The 21,904-nt window shown below is 68.1% G+C and carries 16 protein-coding genes; 9 read left to right on the top strand and 7 right to left on the bottom strand.

The window, feature by feature from the left end; all coding sequences use genetic code 11:
• Positions 1-8: 8 nt before the first annotated feature.
• The 9 genes from murD (at position 9) to ABG80_RS07110 (ending at position 11,128) form a co-directional block, all read left to right on the top strand.
• A complete protein-coding gene (gene murD, locus ABG80_RS07070; protein WP_058087049.1) occupies positions 9-1,892 on the top strand; it encodes a UDP-N-acetylmuramoyl-L-alanine--D-glutamate ligase in 1,884 nt (627 codons plus the stop codon).
• Between the two features lie 32 nt (positions 1,893-1,924).
• Positions 1,925-3,169, top strand: coding sequence for a putative lipid II flippase FtsW (ftsW, locus tag ABG80_RS07075; RefSeq protein WP_407638736.1), 1,245 nt, complete (start codon positions 1,925-1,927; stop codon positions 3,167-3,169).
• A complete protein-coding gene (gene murG, locus ABG80_RS07080; RefSeq protein ID WP_058087050.1) occupies positions 3,166-4,281 on the top strand; it encodes an undecaprenyldiphospho-muramoylpentapeptide beta-N-acetylglucosaminyltransferase in 1,116 nt (371 codons plus the stop codon). The genes ftsW and murG overlap by 4 nt, the downstream gene beginning before the upstream one ends.
• Positions 4,278-5,684 (top strand): UDP-N-acetylmuramate--L-alanine ligase, encoded by a 1,407-nt coding sequence (gene murC, locus ABG80_RS07085; RefSeq protein WP_058087051.1) that lies wholly within the window; start codon positions 4,278-4,280, stop codon positions 5,682-5,684. The genes murG and murC overlap by 4 nt, the downstream gene beginning before the upstream one ends.
• A 1-nt stretch (position 5,685) precedes the next feature.
• Entirely contained in the window at positions 5,686-6,657 is a 972-nt protein-coding gene (locus tag ABG80_RS07090) for a D-alanine--D-alanine ligase (protein WP_058087052.1), read from the top strand.
• 16 nt (positions 6,658-6,673) lie between these two features.
• Entirely contained in the window at positions 6,674-7,549 is an 876-nt protein-coding gene (locus tag ABG80_RS07095) for a cell division protein FtsQ/DivIB (protein WP_083505898.1), read from the top strand.
• Positions 7,550-7,563: 14 nt separating this feature from the next.
• Positions 7,564-8,793 carry a cell division protein FtsA gene (gene ftsA, locus ABG80_RS07100; protein ID WP_058087053.1) on the top strand — a complete coding sequence of 410 codons (1,230 nt, stop codon included), beginning with the start codon at positions 7,564-7,566 and terminating at the stop codon, positions 8,791-8,793.
• 69 nt (positions 8,794-8,862) lie between these two features.
• Positions 8,863-10,092, top strand: coding sequence for a cell division protein FtsZ (ftsZ, locus tag ABG80_RS07105; RefSeq protein WP_058087054.1), 1,230 nt, complete (start codon positions 8,863-8,865; stop codon positions 10,090-10,092).
• A 133-nt stretch (positions 10,093-10,225) separates the two neighbouring features.
• Complete coding sequence (locus ABG80_RS07110) at positions 10,226-11,128, top strand: DUF6279 family lipoprotein (RefSeq protein ID WP_058087055.1); 903 nt, start codon at positions 10,226-10,228, stop codon at positions 11,126-11,128.
• A gap of 44 nt (positions 11,129-11,172) precedes the next feature.
• Here the strand turns inward: ABG80_RS07110 and ABG80_RS07115 are convergent, their stop codons facing one another.
• From ABG80_RS07115 to lptD, 7 genes are all read right to left on the bottom strand, one after another.
• On the bottom strand, positions 11,173-12,384 hold the full coding sequence (locus ABG80_RS07115) for an acyl-CoA dehydrogenase family protein (RefSeq protein ID WP_058087056.1): 1,212 nt from the start codon (positions 12,382-12,384) through the stop codon (positions 11,173-11,175).
• 58 nt (positions 12,385-12,442) lie between these two features.
• Positions 12,443-13,762 carry an acyl-CoA dehydrogenase family protein gene (locus ABG80_RS07120; RefSeq protein ID WP_058087057.1) on the bottom strand — a complete coding sequence of 440 codons (1,320 nt, stop codon included), beginning with the start codon at positions 13,760-13,762 and terminating at the stop codon, positions 12,443-12,445.
• A gap of 37 nt (positions 13,763-13,799) precedes the next feature.
• A complete protein-coding gene (locus tag ABG80_RS07125) occupies positions 13,800-15,647 on the bottom strand; it encodes a long-chain-acyl-CoA synthetase (RefSeq protein ID WP_200964277.1) in 1,848 nt (615 codons plus the stop codon).
• Positions 15,648-15,791: 144 nt separating this feature from the next.
• The gene (locus ABG80_RS07130) at positions 15,792-17,024 is read right to left on the bottom strand and encodes a multifunctional CCA addition/repair protein (protein WP_058087058.1); all 1,233 of its coding nucleotides are present in this window, start codon (positions 17,022-17,024) and stop codon (positions 15,792-15,794) included.
• A gap of 86 nt (positions 17,025-17,110) precedes the next feature.
• The gene (gene rsmA, locus ABG80_RS07135) at positions 17,111-17,932 is read right to left on the bottom strand and encodes a 16S rRNA (adenine(1518)-N(6)/adenine(1519)-N(6))-dimethyltransferase RsmA (RefSeq protein ID WP_083505900.1); all 822 of its coding nucleotides are present in this window, start codon (positions 17,930-17,932) and stop codon (positions 17,111-17,113) included.
• On the bottom strand, positions 17,922-19,316 hold the full coding sequence (locus tag ABG80_RS07140; RefSeq protein WP_058087059.1) for a peptidylprolyl isomerase: 1,395 nt from the start codon (positions 19,314-19,316) through the stop codon (positions 17,922-17,924). Before ABG80_RS07140 ends, rsmA begins: the two co-directional genes overlap by 11 nt.
• The gene (lptD, locus tag ABG80_RS07145; protein WP_160322477.1) at positions 19,309-21,903 is read right to left on the bottom strand and encodes an LPS-assembly protein LptD; all 2,595 of its coding nucleotides are present in this window, start codon (positions 21,901-21,903) and stop codon (positions 19,309-19,311) included. Before lptD ends, ABG80_RS07140 begins: the two co-directional genes overlap by 8 nt.
• Position 21,904 lies beyond the last annotated feature (1 nt).

Below are 21,904 nucleotides of genomic sequence, written 5' to 3' on the forward strand. Positions count from 1 at the left end.
ACAAGACCATGCACCACCTTCGCAACCTCACCGTGCTGATCCTGGGTCTGGGTGACTCGGGCCTGGCCATGGCGCGCTGGTGCGCCCGGTGCGGCGCGAGCGTGCGCGTGGCCGACACCCGCGCCAACCCGCCTCAGGCCGCCACGCTGGCCGCCGACGTGCCCGATGCCACCTTGCACCAGGGCCTGGATCCCTCGCTGCTCGACGGCGTCAACCTGCTGTTCAAGAGTCCGGGCCTGATGCCGGCCTCGCCCGAAGTCGCGCCCATCCTGGCGGCTGCCGATGAACAGGGCATCCCGGTGCGCGGCGAGCTTTCGCTGTTCGCCTCGGCCCTGGCCGACCTCAAGGTGGATCTGGGCTATGCGCCCAAGGTGGTGGCCATCACCGGCACCAACGGCAAGACAACCACCACCTCGCTGACCGCCAAGCTCATCGAGCGCGCCGGCCTGCGTGTGGGCCTGGCCGGCAACATCGGCCCGACCTTGCTCGACACCCTGCGCACAGCACTGGACCAGGAACCGACGCGCTTGGCAGATCCTGAAGGCGCCGAAGCGCACGCCGCGCCGGGCGAGGCCGATGCGGTGCTGCCTGAAGAGCTCAATGTGGCGCCTGACTCGGTGACCGAGCCGGGTGACGTGCTGCCAGAGTCGAGCGAAGTGGTCGATGCGGACGAGGGTTTGCCTGAAACGGCTGCCGCTGCGAGCCTGGCCATCGTGAGCGCCGAAACAGCCGAGGTCGATGCGCCAGCCGGTGTGGACGCCGCCGAGCCCCAAGCTCCCACCGCACTGGCCGATGACGCCGACGCTGCCCCGATCGAGCTGACCCCGCCTCCGCCTGCCGCGCCGGTGTTCGAGGTGCTGCCCGACGCCTGGGTGCTCGAGCTCTCCAGCTTCCAGCTCGACGGTGTCAGCAACTTCCACCCTGACGCGGCGGTGGTGCTCAACATCAGCCAGGACCACCTGGACTGGCACGGCAGCATGGCTGCCTACGCCGAGGCCAAAGCCCGCATCCACGGCAAGACCGGCGTGATGGTCGTCAACCGCGACGAGCCCCTGGCCGAAGCCATGGTGCCGCCGCCCGAGGTGATCAAGTCGGGCGTGCGAGGTCGGCCCGCCAAGGTCGTGCACCGCAACGTCGTTCGCTTTGGCCTGGACGCTCCGCGCGCACCCGGTGACTTCGGCCTGGTGGTCGAGTCCGGCATGGCCTGGCTGGTGCGCGCCCGCGAGGCCGACCCCACGCTCAAGCTGGCCAAGGGCGAACAACACGAGATCGTGCTGCAGCGCCTGATGCCGGCCGATGCGCTGCGCATCCGCGGTCGCCACAACGCCTCGAATGCCCTGGCTGCTTTGGCTTTGGCCACGTCGGTGGGATGCCCGCTGGCGCCCATGCTGCACGGTTTGCGCGAGTACCGTGGTGAGCCCCATCGTGTCGAACACGTGCTCACGCTGCGCGGCGTGGACGCCATCGACGACAGCAAGGGCACCAACGTGGGCGCCACCGTCGCCGCCTTGCTGGGCCTGGGCGCCGACCTGTCGCCCGGCAAGCTCTGCCTGATCCTGGGGGGTGACGGCAAGGGCCAGGACTTCGCGCCGCTGCGCGAGCCGGTGGGCCGCTTCACGCGCGCCGTGGCCCTGATCGGCCGCGACGCCGAGGCCATCGGTGCCGTGCTGCTGGGCATCCAGACGCCTTCAGGCGACGACATCCTCATCCAGCGCTTTGACACGCTGCAAGACGCCACCCGCTGGGCCTGGGAGCAGGGCCGCGAAGGCGATGCCGTGTTGCTGAGCCCGGCCTGCGCCAGCCTGGACATGTTCCGCAACTACGCCCACCGCGCCGAGGTCTTTGTTCAGACCCTGCAGGCCCTGGCCAACGACCTGGGGGAGGTCGCATGAGCGTTGCCGCCGATCGCACCCAGTCGCCATCGATGATGGACCGACTCAAGGCCCTGCTCAAACTGCAGCGTGGCGAAGGCCACGAAGGTGGCCCGCTGCCGGTGCGCGACTTCGTCAACATCAGCTCCGCCCAGCCCTCGCGCGTGATGGGCTTCGACCAGCCGCTGTTGTGGGTGGTCGTGTCGCTGCTGCTGACCGGTTTGATCATGGTCTATTCGGCCACGATCGCCTTGCCCGACAGTCCACGCTTTGCCAACTACGCGCCCACGCACTTTTTCCAGCGCCACATCATCTCCATCCTGATGGCGATCTCGGTGTCGGCCGTGGTCACGCAGATCCCCATGAGCACCTGGGAGAAGCTCGCGCCCTGGTTGTTCGTGCTCTCGCTGATCCTGCTCATCCTGGTGCTGATCCCGCACGTGGGCAAGGTGGTCTATGGCGCACGCCGCTGGCTGCCGCTGGGCTTCATGAACTTCCAGCCCTCCGAGCTGGCCAAGCTGGCCATCGTGCTCTACGCCTCCGACTACATGGTGCGCAAGATGGACGTCAAGGAGCACTTCTTCCGCGCCGTCACGCCGATGGCCGTGGCCGTGGGCGTCGTGGGCCTGTTGCTGCTGGCCGAGCCCGACATGGGCGCCTTCATGGTGATCGCTTCCATCGCCATGGCCATCCTGTTCCTGGGTGGTGTCAACGGCAAGATGTTCACGCTGATCACGGCGGTGCTGCTGGGCGCCTTCATGCTGATGATTTCGCTCAGCCCCTGGCGGCGCGAGCGCATCTTTGCCTACCTCGACCCATGGGACGAGAAGAACGCCCTGGGCAAGGCCTACCAGCTCACGCACTCCCTGATCGCCTTCGGCCGTGGCGAGATCTTTGGCGAAGGCCTGGGCTCCAGCGTCGAGAAGCTGCACTACCTGCCCGAGGCCCACACCGACTTCCTGCTGGCCGTCATCGGCGAAGAACTCGGTTTCATCGGCGTGGCCGCCGTGGTGCTGGCCTTCTTCTGGGTCGTGGTGCGCCTGTTCAACATCGGCCGTCAGGCCATCGCGCTCGACCGCGTCTTCGCCGGCCTCGTGGCCCAGGGCGTGGCCGTGTGGCTGGGTGCACAAGGCTTCATCAACATGGGCGTGAACCTGGGCGTGTTGCCCACCAAGGGCCTGACGCTGCCGCTGATGAGCTTTGGCGGATCGGGCATTTTGCTCAACTGCATCGCCCTGGCGATTTGCCTTCGTGTGGACATGGAAAACAGGCAACTCATGAGGGGAGGCCGCGCATGAGCACGACTTCCCGTCACCTCGTCATCATGGCGGCCGGCACCGGTGGGCACATCATGCCGGGCCTGGCCGTGGCCGACGAAATGAAGCGCCGTGGCTGGACCGTGAGCTGGCTGGGCACCGAAGGTGGCATGGAAAACCGCCTGGTGCCGCCCACCGGCATCGAGCTCGACGCCATCTCCTTCAATGGCCTGCGCGGCAAGTCGCTCAAGGACACGCTGTTCGGCGGCGTGCGCCTGCTCAAGGCCTTTGTTGATTGCTACAAGATCCTGTCCAGGCGCCAGGCCGACGCCGTGCTCGGCATGGGTGGCTACGTGTGCTTCCCCGGTGGGGTCATGAGCGCTGCCCGCCTGCTGCCGCTGGTCATGGTCAACGCCGATGCGGCCATGCTGCTGAGCAACAAGGCCCTGCTGCCCATCACCGACGTGCTGGCCTGCGGCTTCGACGGCCCAGCCGCCCAACACAAGGTCGCCCGCGTGACAGGCAACCCGGTGCGCGCCGAGATCGAAACCATCGCCGAGCCTGCGCAGCGCTTCGAAGGCCGCAGCGGCCCGCTCAAAGTGCTGGTGGTCGGCGGCAGCCTGGGCGCCAAGGTGCTCAACGAGACCGTGCCCCAAGCCCTGGCCCGCATCGCGCCTGAGCAGCGCCCGCGCATCACGCACCAGACGGGCATGGCCAACTTCGAAGCCGTCAAGGCCGAGTACGCCAAGGCCGGGCTCGATGTGCAGCGCGACGTCGAGCTGCTGCCTTTCATCAACAACATGGCCCAGCGCCTGACGGACTGCGACCTGATCGTCTGCCGCGCGGGCGCCATCACGGTCAGCGAACTGTGCTCTGCCGGCGTGCCCAGCGTGCTGATCCCGCTGGTGGTCTCGACCACCGCCCACCAGCGCGACAACGCCGAGTTCATGGCCCAGCACCAGGCCGCCATCCACCTGCCGCAGGCCGAACTCAACGCCGACACGCTGGCGCGCCAGCTGCAATCGCTGCAACGCGATGAGCTGCTGACCATGGCCAAGCGCGCGCGCGGGCTAGCCCGCAACCATTCCGCTGCCGCGGTGGCCGATGCCATCGAGCAGCTCGTTCAACCCAACAAGAAAAAGGCGTCGGCATGAAGCACGCCGTCAAGCACATCCATTTCGTGGGCATCGGGGGCGCCGGCATGAGCGGCATCGCCGAGATCCTGCACAACCTCGGCTACACCGTGTCGGGCTCCGATCAGTCCGACAGCGCCACCTCGCGCCGCCTGGCCTCGCTGGGCATCGACGTGAAATTGGGGCATGAGGCCGTGCACATCGAAGGCGCCGAAGCCGTGGTCACCTCGACCGCTGTGAAGGGCGACAACCCCGAGGTCATCGCCGCTCGCGCCAGGCGCATCCCAGTGGTGCCGCGCGCCGTCATGCTCGCCGAGCTGATGCGCCTGCGCCGTGGCATCGCCATCGCCGGCACGCACGGCAAGACCACCACCACCTCGCTGGTCACGGCCATCCTGGCCGAAGCCGGGGTCGACCCGACCTTCGTCATCGGTGGCAAGCTCAACAGCGCTGGCGCCAACTCTGCGCTGGGCAAGGGTGAGTACATCGTGGTCGAGGCCGACGAATCTGACGCCTCCTTCCTGAACCTGTTGCCCATCCTGTCGGTCGTCACCAACATCGACGCCGACCACATGGACACCTACGGGCACGACTTCGCCCGGCTCAAGCAGGCCTTTGTCGAGTTCCTGCACCGCATGCCTTTCTACGGCGCGTCGATCCTGTGCATCGACGACCCGGGCGTGCGCAGCATCGTGCCGCTGATCTCGCGCCCGGTCATCACCTACGGCTTCGGCGAAGAAGCCCAGGTGCGCGCGGTCGACGTCGAGGCCCTGCCCGGCGGGCAGATGCGCTTCACCGTGCAGCGCCGCAATGGCCAGGTCATGCCCGACATGAAGGTCACGCTGAACCTGCCTGGCCAGCACAACGTGCTCAACGCTCTGGCCGCCATCGCCGTGGCCACCGAGATCGAACTGGCGGACGAGCCCATGGTCAAGGCCCTGGCCGCCTTCTCGGGTGTGGGCCGCCGCTTCCAGCGCCACGGTGATTTCGCCACCGCCGACGGGGGCACCTTCACCGTCATCGACGACTACGGTCACCACCCGGTCGAGATGGCCGCCGTCATCAGCGCCGCGCGCGGTGCCTTCCCCGGGCAGCGCCTGGTGCTGGCCTTCCAGCCGCACCGCTACACCCGCACCCGTGACTGTTTCGAAGATTTCGTCAAGGTGCTGGGCACCGCCGACGCCGTGCTGCTGACCGAGGTCTACGCGGCCGGCGAAGCGCCCATCGTGGCCGCCGACGGCCGGGCCCTGACCCGCGCCGTGCGCGTGGCCGGCAAGGTCGAGCCGCTGTTCGTGGACGAGGTGAGCGAGTTGCCGCAGGCCATCGTCGACAACGCCAAGGGTGGCGACGTCGTCATCTGCATGGGCGCCGGCTCCATCGGCACCGTGGCGGCCAAGGTCGCTGAACTCAAGAAAGGCCACTGAGATGAGCCAGAACCTGTTGAAACCTTTGTCCATCGATCCGAAGTCGCTCGGCCGCGTGGCCGTGCTGTTCGGCGGCACGTCGGCCGAGCGCGATGTCTCCATCATGTCGGGCACCGGCGTGCTCAAGGCCCTGCAGGCGCAAGGCGTGGACGCCTTTGCCTTCGACCCCGCCGAGCGCCCGCTGCAAGAGCTCAAGGCCGAAGGCGTGGACCGCTGCTTCATCGCCCTGCATGGCCGCGGCGGCGAAGACGGCACCGTGCAAGGCGCACTGGAACTGCTGGGCATCCCCTACACCGGATCCGGCGTGATGGCTTCGAGCATCGCCATGGACAAGGTCATGACCAAGCGCATCTGGCGCTTCGAAGGACTGCCCACGCCGGACTGGCGCATCGTCGCCAGCGCCACCGAATGCGAACAGGCCCTGGCGGTGCTGGGCGCGCCCATGATCGTCAAGCCCGCGCGCGAAGGCTCGTCCATCGGCCTGACCAAGGTGACCGACGTGGCGCAGTGCGCTGCCGCCTACGCCGCAGCCGCCCAGCACGACCCGGAAGTGTTGTGCGAGCAGTTCATTGAGGGCGAGGAAACCACCTGCCCGGTGCTCATCGTTGAAGGCGAGGCCCAGGCCCTGCCGGTGATCCGCATCGTGGCCCCCGGTGGCAACTACGACTACCAGAACAAGTACTTCACCGATGAGGTCAAGTACCTGTGCCCCAGCGAGCTGGATGCGGCCGAAGAAGCCGAGATCCAGCGCGAGGTGGTGCGCGCCTTCAAGACCCTGGGCTGCCGCGGCTGGGCCCGCGCCGACGTGATGATCCGCCGCAGCGACCGCCAGCCCTTCCTGCTGGAGATCAACACCTCGCCGGGCATGACCGGCCATTCCCTGGTGCCCATGTCCGCCAAGGTTGCGGGCCTGAGCTACGAACAACTGTGCGTGCACCTGCTGGCCTCGGCCACGCTGGACCGCAACGCCTGACGCCGAAGAAGGACGCATGCAAGCCGCCGCCGCCCTCCACCTGCCGCGAGAAGCCAGCGAAGCGTCGCAAGACGTGCGCTGGATGAACGTGGCCACCGCCTGGCTGGTGGTGGTGGGGCTGTGCCTGCTCGCGGCGGCCGGCCTGCAACGCCTGGGGCGCCTGCCCTTCTTCAACCTCACCGAGGTGCAGCTCGAAGGCGACCTGCAGCGCAACAACATCGCCACCGTGCGCGCCCACATCGTGCCCCGGCTGGAAGGCGGCTACTTCACGCTCGATTTGCAAAAGGGCCGCGAGGTGTTCGAAGCCTTGCCCTGGGTGCGCCACGCCGTCGTGCGCCGCGTGTGGCCCAACGAGCTGCGCGTCAAGCTCGAAGAGCACCGCCCGGCTGCTCACTGGCAGCACGAAGACCGCGACGACCAGCTCGTCAACACCTTCGGCGAGGTCTTCGAGGCCAACCCGGGCGATGTCGAGGACGACCACCTGCCCGTGTTGCTGGCCCCGGCCAACCCCGCACCCGGCCTGTCGGCCACGATGCTGGAGATGCTGCACACGCTGCAAAAAGCCCTGGCGCCGCTGGGCGACATCGAGCGGCTCAAGCTCACCGACCGTGGTTCCTGGAGCGTCGAACTCGACACCGACGCCCAGATCATGCTGGGCCGAGGCAGCGTTGAAGAGGTGGCCGAGCGGGCCCGACGCTTCGTGCGAACCCTGCCTGAACTGCAACGCCATTACCCGGACCCGCTGGCCTACGCCGACCTGCGTTACCCGGAGGCCTATGCCGTCCGACTGCGTGGCACGACCACGTTGCTGGAAGACCCGAAGAAACCAGGTGTGGTGCGCAAGCCAAGTGCTGGCGTTACCCGTTCCCTGAATCCGAATATCAATCGATAATTTCGTCACACACCATGGCCAAGGAATACAAGGATCTGGTAGTCGGACTCGACATCGGGACCGCCAAAGTGATGGCGGTGGTGGCCGAAGTCCTCCCGGGTGGCGACCTCCGGCTCGCCGGCCTCGGTGTCGCTCCCTCTCACGGTTTGAAGCGCGGCGTGGTCGTCAACATCGACGCCACGGTGCAGTCCATCCAGCAGGCTTTGAAAGAAGCCGAGCTGATGGCCGACTGCAAGATCAACCGCGTCTGGACGGGCATCACCGGCAGCCACATCCGCGGGCAGAACTCCACCGGCATGGTCATCGTGCGGGACAAGGAAGTGGCACCCCTCGACGTGCAGCGCGTGGTCGAGACCGCCAAGGCCATCAACATCCCCAACGACCAGCGCCTGCTGCTGGTCGAGCCGCAAGAATTCATCATCGACGGCCACGAGGTCAAAGAGCCCATCGGCATGAGCGGTGGGCGCCTCGAAGTCAAGGTCCACATCGTCACCGGCGCGCAAAGCGCAGCGGAGAACATCGTCAAGTGCGTGCGCCGCTGCGGCCTCGAAGCCGAGCAGCTGGTGCTCAACCCCAGCGCCTCGTCGGCCGCTGTGCTGACCGAAGACGAAAAGTCGCTGGGTGTGGCCATGGTCGACATCGGCGCTGGCACCACCGACGTGTCCATCTTCACCGACGGCTCGGTGCGTCACACGGCGGTCATCCCCATCGCCGGTGACCTGATCACCAGCGACATCGCCATGGCGCTGCGCACGCCCACCAAGGACGCCGAAGACATCAAGGTGGACTTCGGTGTGGCCAAGCAACTGCTGGCCGACCCGAACGAACACGTCGAGGTGCCCGGCCTGGGCGACCGCGCGCCGCGCATGCTCTCGCGCCAGGCACTGGCCGGCGTGATCGAGCCGCGCGTCGAAGAGATCTTCTCGCTGGTCCACCAGGTGATCCGCGAGTCGGGTTACGAAGAACTGCTGTCCTCCGGCATCGTTCTGACCGGCGGCTCGGCCGTGATGCCGGGCATGGTCGAACTCGCCGAAGACATTTTCTTGAAGCCGGTGCGCAAGGGCACGCCCTTGTACTCCGGCGCACTGCACGACATGGTGGCGAGCCCGCGCTCTGCCACCGTCATGGGCTTGCTCGAAGAGGCAAGACTCGCGCGCATGCGCGGGATGAAGGCGGCGCAACAGGCAGGGTCGGTTCAGTCCCTGTTCGGTCGCGTGCGCGATTGGTTCGTGGGGAACTTCTGACCTTCAACAAAGAAGACACCCACCTGAGTAATTCAATTGGCAACTGCTTGAGACAAAGAGAGGTCTGACATGGCAATCGAAATGATCGAATCCTTCGACATGGGCACCCAAATCAAGGTGATCGGCGTGGGCGGTGGCGGCGGCAACGCCGTCGAGCACATGATCGCCGAGGGCGTTCAAGGTGTGCAGTTCATCTGCGCCAACACCGACCAGCAAGCGCTGAATCGCTCCAGCGCCGAGCTGCAGCTGCAGCTGGGCAACTCGGGCCTGGGCGCTGGCGCCAAGCCTGAAGCCGGTCGCGCCGCCGCCGAAGAAGCCGTGGACCAGATCCGCTCCTCGCTGGAAGGCGCGCACATGGTGTTCATCACCGCCGGCATGGGCGGTGGCACCGGCACCGGCGCCGCACCGGTGATCGCCCGCGTCGCCAAGGAAATGGGCATCCTGACCGTGGGCGTGGTCACCAAGCCCTTCGAATTCGAAGGCAACCGCCGCCTCAAGCAAGCCGACGCCGGCCTGGCCGAGCTCGAAGCCAACGTCGACTCGCTGATCGTCGTGCTCAACGAGAAGCTGCTGGAAGTGCTGGGTGACGACGTGACCCAGGAAGAAGCTTTCGCCAAGGCCAACGACGTGCTCAAGAACGCCGTGGGCGGCATCTCCGACATCATCCACATCCCCGGCCTGGTCAACGTCGACTTCGAAGACGTCAAGACCGTGATGAGCGAACCGGGCAAGGCCATGATGGGCACCGCCACCGCCGGCGGCCCGGACCGCGCCACCAAGGCCGCCGAAGCCGCCGTGGCCTGCCCGCTGCTCGAAGGCATCGACCTGTCTGGCGCGCGTGGCGTGCTGGTGCTGATCGCTGCTGGCAAGGCCAACTTCAAGCTGAGCGAGTCGCGCAACGCGATGAACACCATCCGCCGCTACGCCGCCGAAGACGCCCACGTCATCTACGGCACGGCCTACGACGAAAGCCTGGGTGACCAGCTGCGCGTGACCGTGATCGCCACCGGCCTGAGCGGCTCCAAGCGCCAGCAGGCCCCGATGACCGTGGTGCACAGCGCCCCGCAGGTCTTCGCTCGCACCGGCACCGACAACATCCCGGTGCTGACCCAGCCGGTTGGCCACGCTGCCCTGCACGGTGGCCCGGCCATGGGCCACAGCAACGACTTCAGCGGCATGAACACGCCCAGCGTCTGGCGCTCGGGCCGCACGCAAGCCGCTGCCAAGGTCGATGCCCTGGCCAGCAACGGCATGGACGAAATCGAGATCCCGGCCTTCCTGCGCAAGCAGGCCGACTGAGTTTCTCTGACCTGTCTCTTGCCTGAAATGGCGACGCGGTTTGCCTGCCGCATCGCCGTCTGAAACCTCTCTCTCTTTGATCCCCCCGTCCCGTGTGGGCGGGGGGTTTTTTGCATTGGGATAGAGTGCTCGCATGAAGCGCGCCCTCGACGAAGACACCCCACGCCCCTGGCTCGAGCGATCGGCTCGCTGGGCGGTCATCGGTGTGTGTGCCTTGCTGGTTTGCGCGTGCAGCATCTTGCAGGCCGTGTACGAACAGGCCCCCCGTTACCTGCAGTGGCGCACGAACGTGGCGCACCACTTCACCGAAGCCCAATACGAGCTGGCTCGCACCAGCATCCGGCGTTGGTTCGAATGGCACCGCCGTGAGCAGATGCCCCAGCTTGCTCGCCTGTTGCAGCAGGCCGCGTTGGACGTGCGAGGCCCGATCACCCCTGAGCTGGCTTGCGAGCGGCGCGACGCCTACCTGGCCATGAGCAAACAGGCCTTTGCCGTAGCGACGCCGCTGGCGGCCGCCGTGATGGTTCACCTGGGCCCGCCTCAGGTCAGTCGTGTGCAAGCCTTCTTCGAAGACCTCAACGAAGACCAGCGAGAAAAGTACATAGCGGACGACCCGCGCGAGCAGGCCGGCCTGGCGGTGGACTTCATCGAGGAGTGGGGCGGCCTGGTGTACGGTGACTTCAGCGACGCGCAACGCGAGCACCTGGTGCGCCGGGTGATGGCGCTGCCTTTCAGCGCCCGCACGGTGCTGCAGGAGCTGCAGCGATTTCAGGGGCGTTACGTGCAGTTGCTGCGGGACACGCAAGCCCAGAAGCTGAGCACCGAGCAGGTCAGCCAGCGCTTGCTGGCCATCTTGCTCGATGGCGTCGATCCGCAGGAGCCCGATCGCAAGGCCCAGATGCAGCGCTGGGTCAGGGCAGGTTGCGCCTTCGCCGCCGACCTGCAGGCCCAGACCACCCCTGCCCAGCGCGAGCGCGCCGAGCGCACGCTCACGGGTTGGCGCGAAGATGTTCAGGAGATCGTTGGACAGCGCTAGCGCCGGTGCCGACAAGTGCACCGCCCCGGCAGCAAGCACTCACCTCACTTCAACTCGGCCGACGATTTGCCCAGCAAGCGCCGCGCGATGATCAACAGCTGGATTTGCTGCGTGCCCTCGAAGATGTCGAGGATCTTGGCGTCGCGGGCCCACTTCTCCAGCATCGAGACCTCGCTGTAGCCCACCGCGCCGGCCAGCTCCACGCACTTGAGCGCGATGTCGACGCAGGTGCGGCCCGCCTTGGCCTTGGCCATCGAGGCTTCCAGCGAATTGGGGCGACCGTTGTCGGCCATCCAGGCGGCCTGCAGCGTCAGCAGGCGCGCGGCAGCGTGGTCGGCGCGCAGCCGAACCAGCTCGGCCACCGCGCTGGGCTGGCGGTGCAGCGGGCGGTCGGCGTCCAGCGAAAGGCCGGCTTCGGCCAGCAGGGGCGTGATCTCGTCGAGGCAGGCTTGGGCCAGGCCCACCGCCATGGCGGCCACCAGCGGGCGCGTGTTGTCGAAGGTCTGCATGACCCCGGCGAAGCTCTTCTCAGGCTGGATCTCGGGGTCGCCCAGCAGGTTGGCCTTGGGCACGCGGCAGTCCTTGAGTACGAAGGCGGCCGTGTCGCTGGCGCGGATGCCCAGCTTGTGCTCCAGGCGCGCCAGCTCGAAGCCTGGCGTGCCCTTTTCAACCACGAAGGACTTGATGGCCGCGCGGCCCAGGTTGCGGTCGAGCGTGGCCCACACCACGACCAGGTCGGCGCGGTCGCCCGAGGTGACGTAGATCTTCTCGCCGTTGAGCACGTAGTGGTCGCCGTCGAGCCGCGCCGAGGTGCGGATGGCGGCCGAGTCGGAGCCGCAGCCGGGCTCGGTGATGGCCATGGCGGCCCAGCGGCCCTTGAAGCGCGCGAGCTGCTCTTCGTTGGCCACCGAGGCGATGGCCGCGTTGCCCAGTCCCTGTCCCGGCATGGCCAGCAGCAAGCCGACGTCGCCCCAGCACAGCTCCATGATGCCCAGGCAGGTCGAGAGGTTGCTGCCGTTGGCGTTGTCGTTGGGGTTGCGCTCACCGCTGCGGCGCACGCCGGCAGCGCCAGCGCCGTTTTCGCCCAGTGCCGCGTTCATGCCGTGGATGGCGGCGGCGACCATGTCGAGCTCCACGGGGCGGGCGTGTTCGGCGCGGTCGTATTGGCGCGAGATGGGGCGAAACACCTGGCGGGCGACCTCGCGGGCCTGCATGACCAGGGGGGCGAACTTCTTGGGGGTGTCGAGGTGGATCATGGGATGAGCTTTCAGATCAGTTGGATGCGCGCGGGTGTGTGATCAGGGGCCACGGGCCTCACAGCAACAACCCACCTTCCATCAGCGCCACGGCACGCAGGTCGCGGTACCAACGCTCGACCGGGTACTCCTTGACGAAGCCGTGGCCGCCCAGCAACTGCACGCCGTCGCTGCCGATCTGCATGCCCTTGTCGGCGCACAGTCGGCGCGCCAGCGTCACGGCGTCGGCGAAAGCGGCCAGGCCATCGGGTCGATCGGCCAGCTCGGCGGCGCGCCAGGTCAGCAGGCGCATGCCCTGCAGCTCGATGGCCACGTTCGAGACGGCAAAAGCCACCGACTGACGGTGGCTGATGGGCTCGCCAAAGGCCTGGCGCTCGTTCACGTAGGGCACCAGCAAGTCGAGCACGGCCTGTGCGCAGCCCACGCTGAGCGCGCACCACGCCAGCCGACCGAGCTGGATGCATTCGCGGTAGGCCTCGGGCTGGTCGATGCCCAGGCGGGCGTCGGCACTCAGCTTGACCTGGTCGAGCCGCAGGCGGCCCGGGGCGGCGCTGCGCAAGCCCATCGTGGGCTCGGGTGCGTGGCTCAGGCCGGGTGTGTTGGCCTCGACCACAAAGAGCTGGGGCCCGTGTCCGGGCAACTCGGCGGCGACCACGAACAGCTCGGCGCGGGCCACGCCGGGCACCATGCATTTCTCGCCAGTGAGCAGGTAGCCGCCGTCAGGGGTGGGCGCGGCCCGGGTGCGCAGGCTCATGGGGTCGAACAGGGGCGTGGGCTCCATCAGGGCCAAGGCGGCGGGCGGCGGGTGCTCGCCCGCGAAGGCGCTGAGGTAGGTGGCCTGTTGCGCGGCGCTGCCCCAGCGCAGCAGGGCCTGGCTCACCGCCGCAGGGGCCAGGCAGGCCCAGGCCATGCCGAGGTCGCCGTGGGCCAGTTGCTCGGCGATCAGCGCTTGCGTCAGCACCTCGTGGGTGTCGCCGGCGCCACCGAGTTCATCGGGCACCGACAAGGCCGCCACGCCCAGCTCGGCGAAAGCCTGCAACAGCTCGGGCGACACGCCACCCTCGGCATCGGCTTGCTGAGCCTGCGGGCGCAACTGCTCGTCGGCGAACGCGCGCATGGCGTCCATCATCATGGTCTGGTCTTCGCTCGGGGTGAGGTCGAAGAGGTCGGTCGCGGTGCGCCGCGTCGGCCGCGCGGCCCCGGACAGCCGCTGCACTGCCTTGAAGCCGCGTGTGGCCGTTGTGATCGACTGGAAACCCAGTCGGGTGCCTTCGTAGATCAGCCGCTGGGTCGGGCCACGCAGGCCCGAGGCCTCGAGTTGCGGCGAGGCCGCGATCTTGCGCAAGGCACGCAGGCCGATGCGAACGAGTTGGCTCATGGTGTGGTCTCCAGGTGGGGGGCAAGGCGGCAGTGGGTCATTCGAACTTGAAGTGGCCTGCTTCGATCGCGGCCTGCGCATCGGCGCTCAGGGGCACATAGCCCTGCGGGCTCAGCACCCAGATGGGCTCGCCCGCGTCATTGGGCAAGAAGCCCTCTCGCTTGAGCTCGACTTTGCGGTGCTTGAAAGTGCTGGTCAATTCATGCTGGCGGCGCAGGCGCAGGAACAGGGGCACGGCGTAGCGCGGCAAGGCCTGTCGCAGGCCCTGCATCAGGGCTGCGCCGTCGAGATCGGTCGCCTCATCGCTGAGCAGCAGGGCAGCCATGCCGGCGCGGCCGTCGGCGTTGGGCAGCTGCACGCCGTAGACCACCGCTTCTTCGATGCCGGCCTGGGCGCACAAGGCGGCCTCGACCTCGGTGGTGGCCACGTTCTCGCCCTTCCAGCGGAAGGTGTCGCCCACGCGGTCGATGAACTGGATGTGGCCGAAGCCCTGGTCCCGCACGAGGTCGCCCGAATTGAACCAGGCGTCACCACGCCGCAAGACATCGCGCAGCACCTTCGAGGCGGTGGCGCGTTCGTCGGTGTAGCCGTCCATCGGGGCTTTGTCGGTGATCTCGGTCAGCAGCAGTCCGACCTGGCCCTTTTCAACCCGGCGCATCAGGCCCTGTGGGCCCTCGCGAACAGGCGCCTCCTCGGCCACATCGAAGGCGACGATGGCGTGGGACAAGGGGCACATCCCGGCGCTGCCAGGCAGGTTCAGGGCGTTGACGAAGGCGAGGTTGCACTCGCTGGCGGCGTAGAACTCGGCGATGTGCTCGATGGCAAAACGTTGCTGGAAGGCGCCCCAGATGTCCGGGCGCAGGCCGTTGCCGATGATGGCGCGAACGCCGTGCTGCGCGTCATCGGCCCGAGGCGCCTGGTTGAGCAGGTAGCGGCACAGCTCGCCGATGTACGAGAAGGCCGTGGCGCGGTGGCGGCGGATGTCCTGCCAGAAGCCCGAAGCGCTGAACTTGCGCCCCAATGCCAGGCAGGCGCCCGCACCGACGGTGGCGCCCCAGGACACGGTCAGCGCGTTGTTGTGATACAGCGGCAGGGCGCAGTACAGCACGTCGTCCTGGCGCAGGCGCAGGCCCAGCTCGCCCATGCCCAGCATGCAGCGATGCCAGCGGTAGTGGCTCATCACCGAGGCCTTGGGCAAGCCGGTCGAGCCCGAGGTGAAGATGTGAAAGCAGGGCTGGCTCAGCGCGATGTCGGCGGTCTCGGGCAGGTTGGTGTCTGGCGCTTGCGCACAGGCGCGCTGCAGGTGGGTCCAGCCGTCGGGCGGTGGTGCCTGGCCGTCCCACCACCAGTCGATGTCCAGCTCGGCCAAGGCCGCCTGGGGCAGCGAGCGCACCACCGCTTCGCATTCCTGGCCCACCAGCACGATGCGGGGGCGGCTCAGGCGCAGGCTGTGGGCCTGGGCCTCGTCACGCAGGTGGTGGTTGAGCAGGGTGGCGATGCCGCCCAGCTTGACGATGCCCAGTGCGCAGGCAATCACCTCGGGGCGGTTCTCCATCAGGATGCCAACGGCCTGCCCCGGTCGCAGACCGGATCGCTTCAAGCTGTGCGCCACGCGGTTGGCCCAGGCGTTGAGTTCGCCATAGGTCCAGCTGCGGTCCTCGAATCGCAGGGCGATGCGCTGGGGGTGGCGGCTGGCTCGGACCTCGAAGCTGCGCCCGATCGAGCCCAGGTGGCGCGGTCGCATCCAGGCCAGGCGCACCAGGCCGGGCAACAGCCTGGGCAGCTCGGGGGTGACACGCAACAAGGCCCGCACCCAGTCTGCCCAGGAGATGGGGCCTGTGGCGGCGAAGGCTTCTGGCGACAGGGAGGGGGCGGCTCGGGTCACGTCTTGGATGCACCTCGGTGAGGGGGAAAGACTGTCGATCATCCGCATGCTGCGGGCTGGCGCAGGGGGGCGGTTGCGTCACCGGGGGCGCGGGCAAGACAAACTGGGGTCGCCCGCCAGCCACGCTGGCCTTGGGGCTCAGGGTCAGCCCTTGGGTGGCACTGCTGCGGCGATGGCTTGGGTGCGCGCCTGCTGGATGACGCGGCCGATGTCCTTGCCCTGCTTGCCCTGAGCGAGGGCCGCAGCCGACAGCTCGCTGGTGTCGACGGACAGGGCCGCTCGCAGCGCACGACGCAGGCGCTCGGCCTGGGGGTAGGGGCGCTCGGTCCAGCCGAGTCGGCCTCGGGCGTCGCACTCGCAGGCCAGCAGCACGTCGTCAAACCGCTGCGGTTTGCGGATGGCGTCGCAGCGCTCGAGCAACCTGAGCAGCGCCTCGGCGTTCAAGTCGTCGCTGCGGTGAATGTTGCCGTGCTCGCGCGCCACCACGTCGGCCAGCTCGCGGCAGTCGTTGGGCACGCGCAGGCGCTGTGCCACCGCCTGGAGCAGTTCCACGCTGCGCGCCTCGTGGTCCAGGTGCCGAGGCAGCACCTCCGCGGGCGTGGTGCCCTTGCCCAGGTCGTGCCCCAGGCAGGCGTAGCGCACGCTGAGCGAGCCCTGCAGGCGGGCGCTCATGTCCAGCACCATCATCAGGTGAACGCCGGTGTCGACCTCGGGGTGGTGCTCGGCGCGCTGGGGCACGCCCCACAGTCGATCGACCTCCGGCAGCAGGCGGGTCAGGGCGCCGCACTCGCGCAGCACCTCGAACATGCGCGAGGGGCGATCTTCCATCAGGCCACGGGCGAGCTCCTGCCAGACGCGTTCGGCCACGAGGTGATCCACCTCGCCATCGGCGACCATGCCGCGCATCAGCGCCAGGGTCTCGGGCGCGACGGTGAACTCGGGCAGGCGCGCGGCGAAGCGGGCCAGGCGCAGGATGCGAACCGGGTCTTCGGCGAAAGCCGGCGAGACGTGGCGCAGCACGCGCGCCGCAAGGTCGCGCTGGCCACCCCAGGGGTCGATCAAGGTGCCGTCGTGGTCCTCGGCCATGGCGTTGATGGTCAGGTCGCGGCGGGTGAGGTCTTCTTCGAGGGTGACGTCGGGGGAGGCGTGCACGTCAAAGCCGTGATAACCCCGGCCGCTTTTGCGCTCGGTGCGGGCCAGGGCGTGTTCTTCGCCGGTGTCCGGGTGCAGGAAGACCGGGAAGTCCTTGCCCACGTGGCGAAAGCCTGCGGCCAGCATGGCCTCGGGGGTGGTGCCCACCACCACCCAGTCCCGGTCGCCCTGGGGGCGGCCCAGGAGCCGGTCGCGCACGGCGCCGCCAACGAGGTATGTCTTCATGCGGGCAGTTTACGGGGCAGCCGGGCCTGGCTCGGCTCCGGCTTCGGTGTCACCGCTCTGGCGGCTTCGTGCCGCGCCTGATTCGGTCAGCCAGCCGCCGCCCGGCGCGCCAGGGCGATGTAATCGGCCACCGGCACCTCTTCGGCACGACGCTGCAGGTCGAAGCCGCCTTCGAGGCCACGCTCGGCCATCCAGGTGCCCAGCGTGTGCCGCAGGATCTTGCGGCGCTGCGAGAACGCCACGGCCACCATCTTCTCGAGCACCTGCACATCGACCTCTTCAGGCTGGGCCCAGGGCGTCATGCGCACCACGGCCGAGTCCACCTTCGGTGGCGGGTCGAACGATTCGGGCGGCACGTCCACCACGCAAGCCATGTCGTAGCGCCACTGCAGCATCACGCTCAGGCGGCTGTAGTCCTTGCAGCCAGGCTGGGCCACCATGCGGTCCACCACCTCTTTTTGCAGCATGAAGTGCTGGTCGACCACGTGCTCGGCCACCGGCAGCAGGTGAAAGAGGATGGGGCTGGAGATGTTGTAGGGCAGGTTGCCGATGACGCGCAGCTTTTGCCCGGCCTCGGCCGCCAGGGCGGCGAAGTCGACCTTGAGCACGTCCGACTCAACGACCTGGAGTTCCGGGCGCTTGCGCAGGCGGGCGGCCAGGTCGCGGTCGAGCTCGATGACGGTGAGTTTTTCGCTGCGCTCGACCACCGGGTTGGTCAGTGCACCCAGGCCGGGGCCGATTTCCACCAGCGCCTCGCCCGGCTTGGGGGCGATGGCGCGCACGATCTCATCGATCACCCCATGGTCGACCAGGAAGTTCTGGCCGAAGCGTTTGCGCGCGATGTGACCGCCACCGCCCGTCACGGGGCGACGCGTGCCCGAACGCGGCTGGGGGCGATCAGGGCGCATCGCGCATTTCCACGTAAGCGGCGGCGCGCAGCTCGCGAGCCCAGTCTTCGTAGGTGGCCTCGAAGCGGCGCTCGCGCAACACGCTGCGAGCGGCTTCGCGCCGCTGGGCGTCGCTGAGCTGCACCTCGCGGCGCTCGAGCAACTGGATCAGGTGCACGCCATAGCGGCTGACCACGGGCTCGGAGATCTGGCCGGGTTGCAGCGCGAGCACGGCTTTCTCGAACTCGGGCACGAATTGGCCCGGCGAGCTCCAGCCCAGCTCGCCGCCCTTGGCGCCACTGCCGTCTTCGGAATGCTGGCGGGCTTGTTGCGCGAAGCTGGCCTGGCCCTCCATGATCTGGCGGCGGATGAGCTGCATCTTGTCGATCAGCTCTCGGGTGTTCTGACCCGGGGCGCTGCGCAGCAAGATGTGGCGGGCGCGCTGCTGGGTGTAGCTGGCCTGGGCGGCGTTCTCGCGCTCGACCAGCTTGATGACGTGAAAGCCCGCGCGCGAGCGGACCAGGGGCGCCACCTGGCCCACTTTGATGTTGGCCACGGCCTTGACGAAGACCTCGGGCAGGGCGCTGACCTCGCGAAGGCCGAAGGCGCCACCGCTGTCGTGCGTGCTGCGGTCGTCGGAGAACTGCTTGACCAGCTGCGAGAAGCTCACGCCTGCCGCGGCCTTGCGCTGGATGTCCTCTGCCTTGGCCTGGAGCTTTTGAACCTCCTGCGGACTGGCTTGCTCGGGCACTTTGATGAGGATGTGCGCGAGGTTCAGCGCCGATTCGGTTTGCGCAGCCGGGTCGGAGGCCAGGAAGCTGGTGACCTCTTCTTCGCTGATCTGGATGCGCGGGGTGACCTCGCGCTCGCGGATGCGCTGGATCAGGATCTGCTCGCTCAGGCTGGCGCGGTAGCGCTCGAAGTCCAGGCCGTCGGTGCGCATGCGCTCGCGCAGCTCGGCCATGGTCATCTGGTTCTGCGCAGCGATGTTCTCGATGGCGGTGTCGAGTTCGGCTTCGCTCACGCCCATGCCCAGGTTGCGCGCGTGGGACAGCTGCACCTTTTCGTCGATCAGGGCGTCGAGCACCTGGCGACGCAGCTCGTCGGTGGCGGGCAGGCGGGCGTTGGCCGGTGCGCTCTCGATGACGCGCTGCACCCGCTTGCCGATCTCGGTGTGGGTGATGGGCTCCTGGTTCACCACGGCGACGATGTAGTCGCTGGTGCGCGGCGCCCCGCTGAGTTGCAGGTCGGTGCTCAGCGAGCGGTCGCCAGGGATGCGCGGCGCCAGGCTGGGGCCATCGGGGCGGCGCAACTGGGCCCAGCCCGGCGTGGCGGTGCCAACGAGCAGGCTCAGGCAGATCAGCGGCAGCCAGCGGCGTGCGCCCGGGAAATTGCGGTCATTCATCTTGGGAGCTCGTCGGGGTGCTTGGCACGTTCAGGGGTTGGCCTTCTTCACGCAGCAAGCGGTAGCCAGGGACATTTTGTTGCAGCACGCGCAGCGGGTTGGCGCCCAGCGCCAGCTGCGACAGGCCCAGCAATTCAAGCTGGAACATGATGCGGGTGTTGGCCTTGCTCTGACCCAGGGCCACGCGCTCGGCGACCACGCGGCCGATCCAGCAGCCGGCGTCGTATTCAAGGCCGATCAGGGAGTTGATGACGCGCTTGTCGCGCATGCTGTGGGTCACGCGGCCCACGCTGTACCAGGCGCCGCCACAGGCGTTGGTGCCAGCGCGCCGCGGGTTGACCTGCATGAGGTCGGGCGAGCTGGCCTGGGTCATCATCTGTTGCAGCGGCGGCGTGCGGCCTGCCAGCGGCCATTGCCAGCCCAGCTCGACCTGCTCGCTCGCCTCGCGGGTGTAGCGGTAAGTGGCGCTGACGGTGCGCCAGGCGCCGGGCGAGTAGCGCACGCCCACGGTGCCTTGTTCGGTGCGTTTTTCTTGCGCGCCGTATTGAAGGGTGCTGTCGAGGTTCCAGTTCGGGATCACCGAGGTGGACGCGAGCAGCAGCAAGTCAGACAGCTTCTGGGTGATCGGGCCTTCGCCTTGCGGGTTGATGCGCTGGTCCGCCAGCAGCACCTTCTGGGCGATGCCAAGGCGCAAGGCCTCGACGCCTGTGGCGCTGTCGATCAGGCGCGAGGTCACGCCCACCGTCACCTGGTTGGCGTCGGTGATGCGGTCACCACCGGTGAAGCCGTTGTCGTTGAAAACGGCGTACTGGTTGAAGTCGCGCGGGGCGCTGTCGAACTTTGGCAAGTCGTCCTGGCGCCGGTAGGGCGTGTAGACGTACATCACGCGCGGCTCCAGCGTCTGCACCAGATCTCGGCCGAAGAGTTGCGTGTCGCGCTCCATCGAAAAGCCGCTGTCCAGGCTGAACGTGGGCACGGCGATCGAGGTGCTGGCGCGCGAGCCACTGGCGGCCAGCGCGTTGTTGCGATCGAGGTCGTAGCTGATGCCGCGCACCGCCACCGCAGGCAGCACGGAGATGCCCAGCAGGTCGAAGCGGCGCTCCAGGCGGCCGTTGAGGTTCACCCGGTTGCCAGTGACCTTGGTGATGTCCGTGTGGGCAAAGCGGTTGAATTCGCCTTGCAGGTTGAACACCGTGCCCCCGTCGGAGCTGCTGCGGCTGCGAAAGCCCAGCTGTGGCTCGCGCCGGTACGGGGCTTCGATGCGGCTGAGTTCCGGGTCGGAGTCGGGGTCGAGGTCGCGCAGCGTCTGCCAGGACTGCACCGCCGCGTAGAAGTTGGTCTGGCTGTTGCCCAGGCCCCAGGTGCGGTCGTTCAGCGTCGAGTCGAACTTGACGTGGCTGTCGAACAGGCGCGGTGTGGGCGAAGGCAGGTTGTGCGAGAAGTCCTTCCAGTAGTCGTCGTCCGAGGCCCGCAGCCACTTGATGTCGTACTGGTTCTGCGCCAGCGTGCTGCCGGTGCGGAACCGACCCTTGTGCGTGAAGTCGACCAGGCTGCGGCCGTCGCCGGTGAGGCGGTCGTTCGGCAGGCCATACAGGTGCACCTTGCCGGTGTCGGTGGTCGTCAGGTAGCGGTATTCGAGGTCGAGCCCGACGCCGCGCCGGGCCGACAGGGTGGGCGCGATGGTGGCGTCCTGCTCGGGGGCGATGTTCCAGTAGTAGGGCGTCGAGAACTCGAAGCCACTGTTGCTGTCGAAGTAGAACGACGGTGGCAACAAGCCGGACTTGCGCTGGTTGTCCAGCGGGAAGGTCAGCGTGGGCGCGGCCAGGATGGGCACGTCCATGAAGCGGATGACGGCGTTCTTCGCGGTGCCTTCGCTGGCGGCAAAGTCGAGGTAGACCTCGCTGGTGCGCAGCTCCCAGTCGGGCTTGCCCGGGCTGCCATCGGGCATGTCTTCGGGGCGGCAGCTGGAGTAACTCGTCTGGTGGGCGCGCAGGCGGTCTTCACCCAGGAACTCGACCAGCAGGGCATCCCCGCCAGCTTGCGTGCGTGCGAACCAGAACTCGGGGCGCACGAAGTTGCCCTCGAGCGTGTCCAGGCGCAACGTCAGTTCGGGACCGGTGAACAGGTTGCCCTTGCTGACGATGCGCACCTTGCCCTGAGCCTTGGCGGTGTTGTCGGCCTGGGTGTGGGTGATCTCGTCGGCGCGCATGGCGAGGTCGCCCTGGCGCAGCCGAACCGAGCCGGTTGCCCGCGTGAGGATGCTGGCTTCGCCACCCAGCTGGTCCGCTTCGAAGAACAGGGGCTCCTTGGCGTCGCGCCGCTGCAGCCGTGGTGACGGCAGGGAAAAGCTCATGCGCGAGGCCGGGTCGGCGCTCGGGACGGCGTTGGGTGCCTGCGGCAGCTGGCTGGCTGGCGACGAGGTGATGGGTGCGGGCTCGGACACTTGAGCCTGCGAGGGCGCATGCAGCGGACCCGCCAGGCAGGCTGCAGCCAGCGCCACGGGGCGCCAGATGGGCGTCGTGGCCGCGGTGCGGCGTCGAATCGGGCGGTGCTGGGGCGTGGGGCGTCGGTTCAAGGAGGTGCTCACG

This window comes from Aquabacterium parvum, from assembly GCF_001447195.1.
In the GTDB taxonomy this organism is placed as follows: Bacteria; Pseudomonadota; Gammaproteobacteria; order Burkholderiales; family Burkholderiaceae_C; genus Aquabacterium; species Aquabacterium parvum.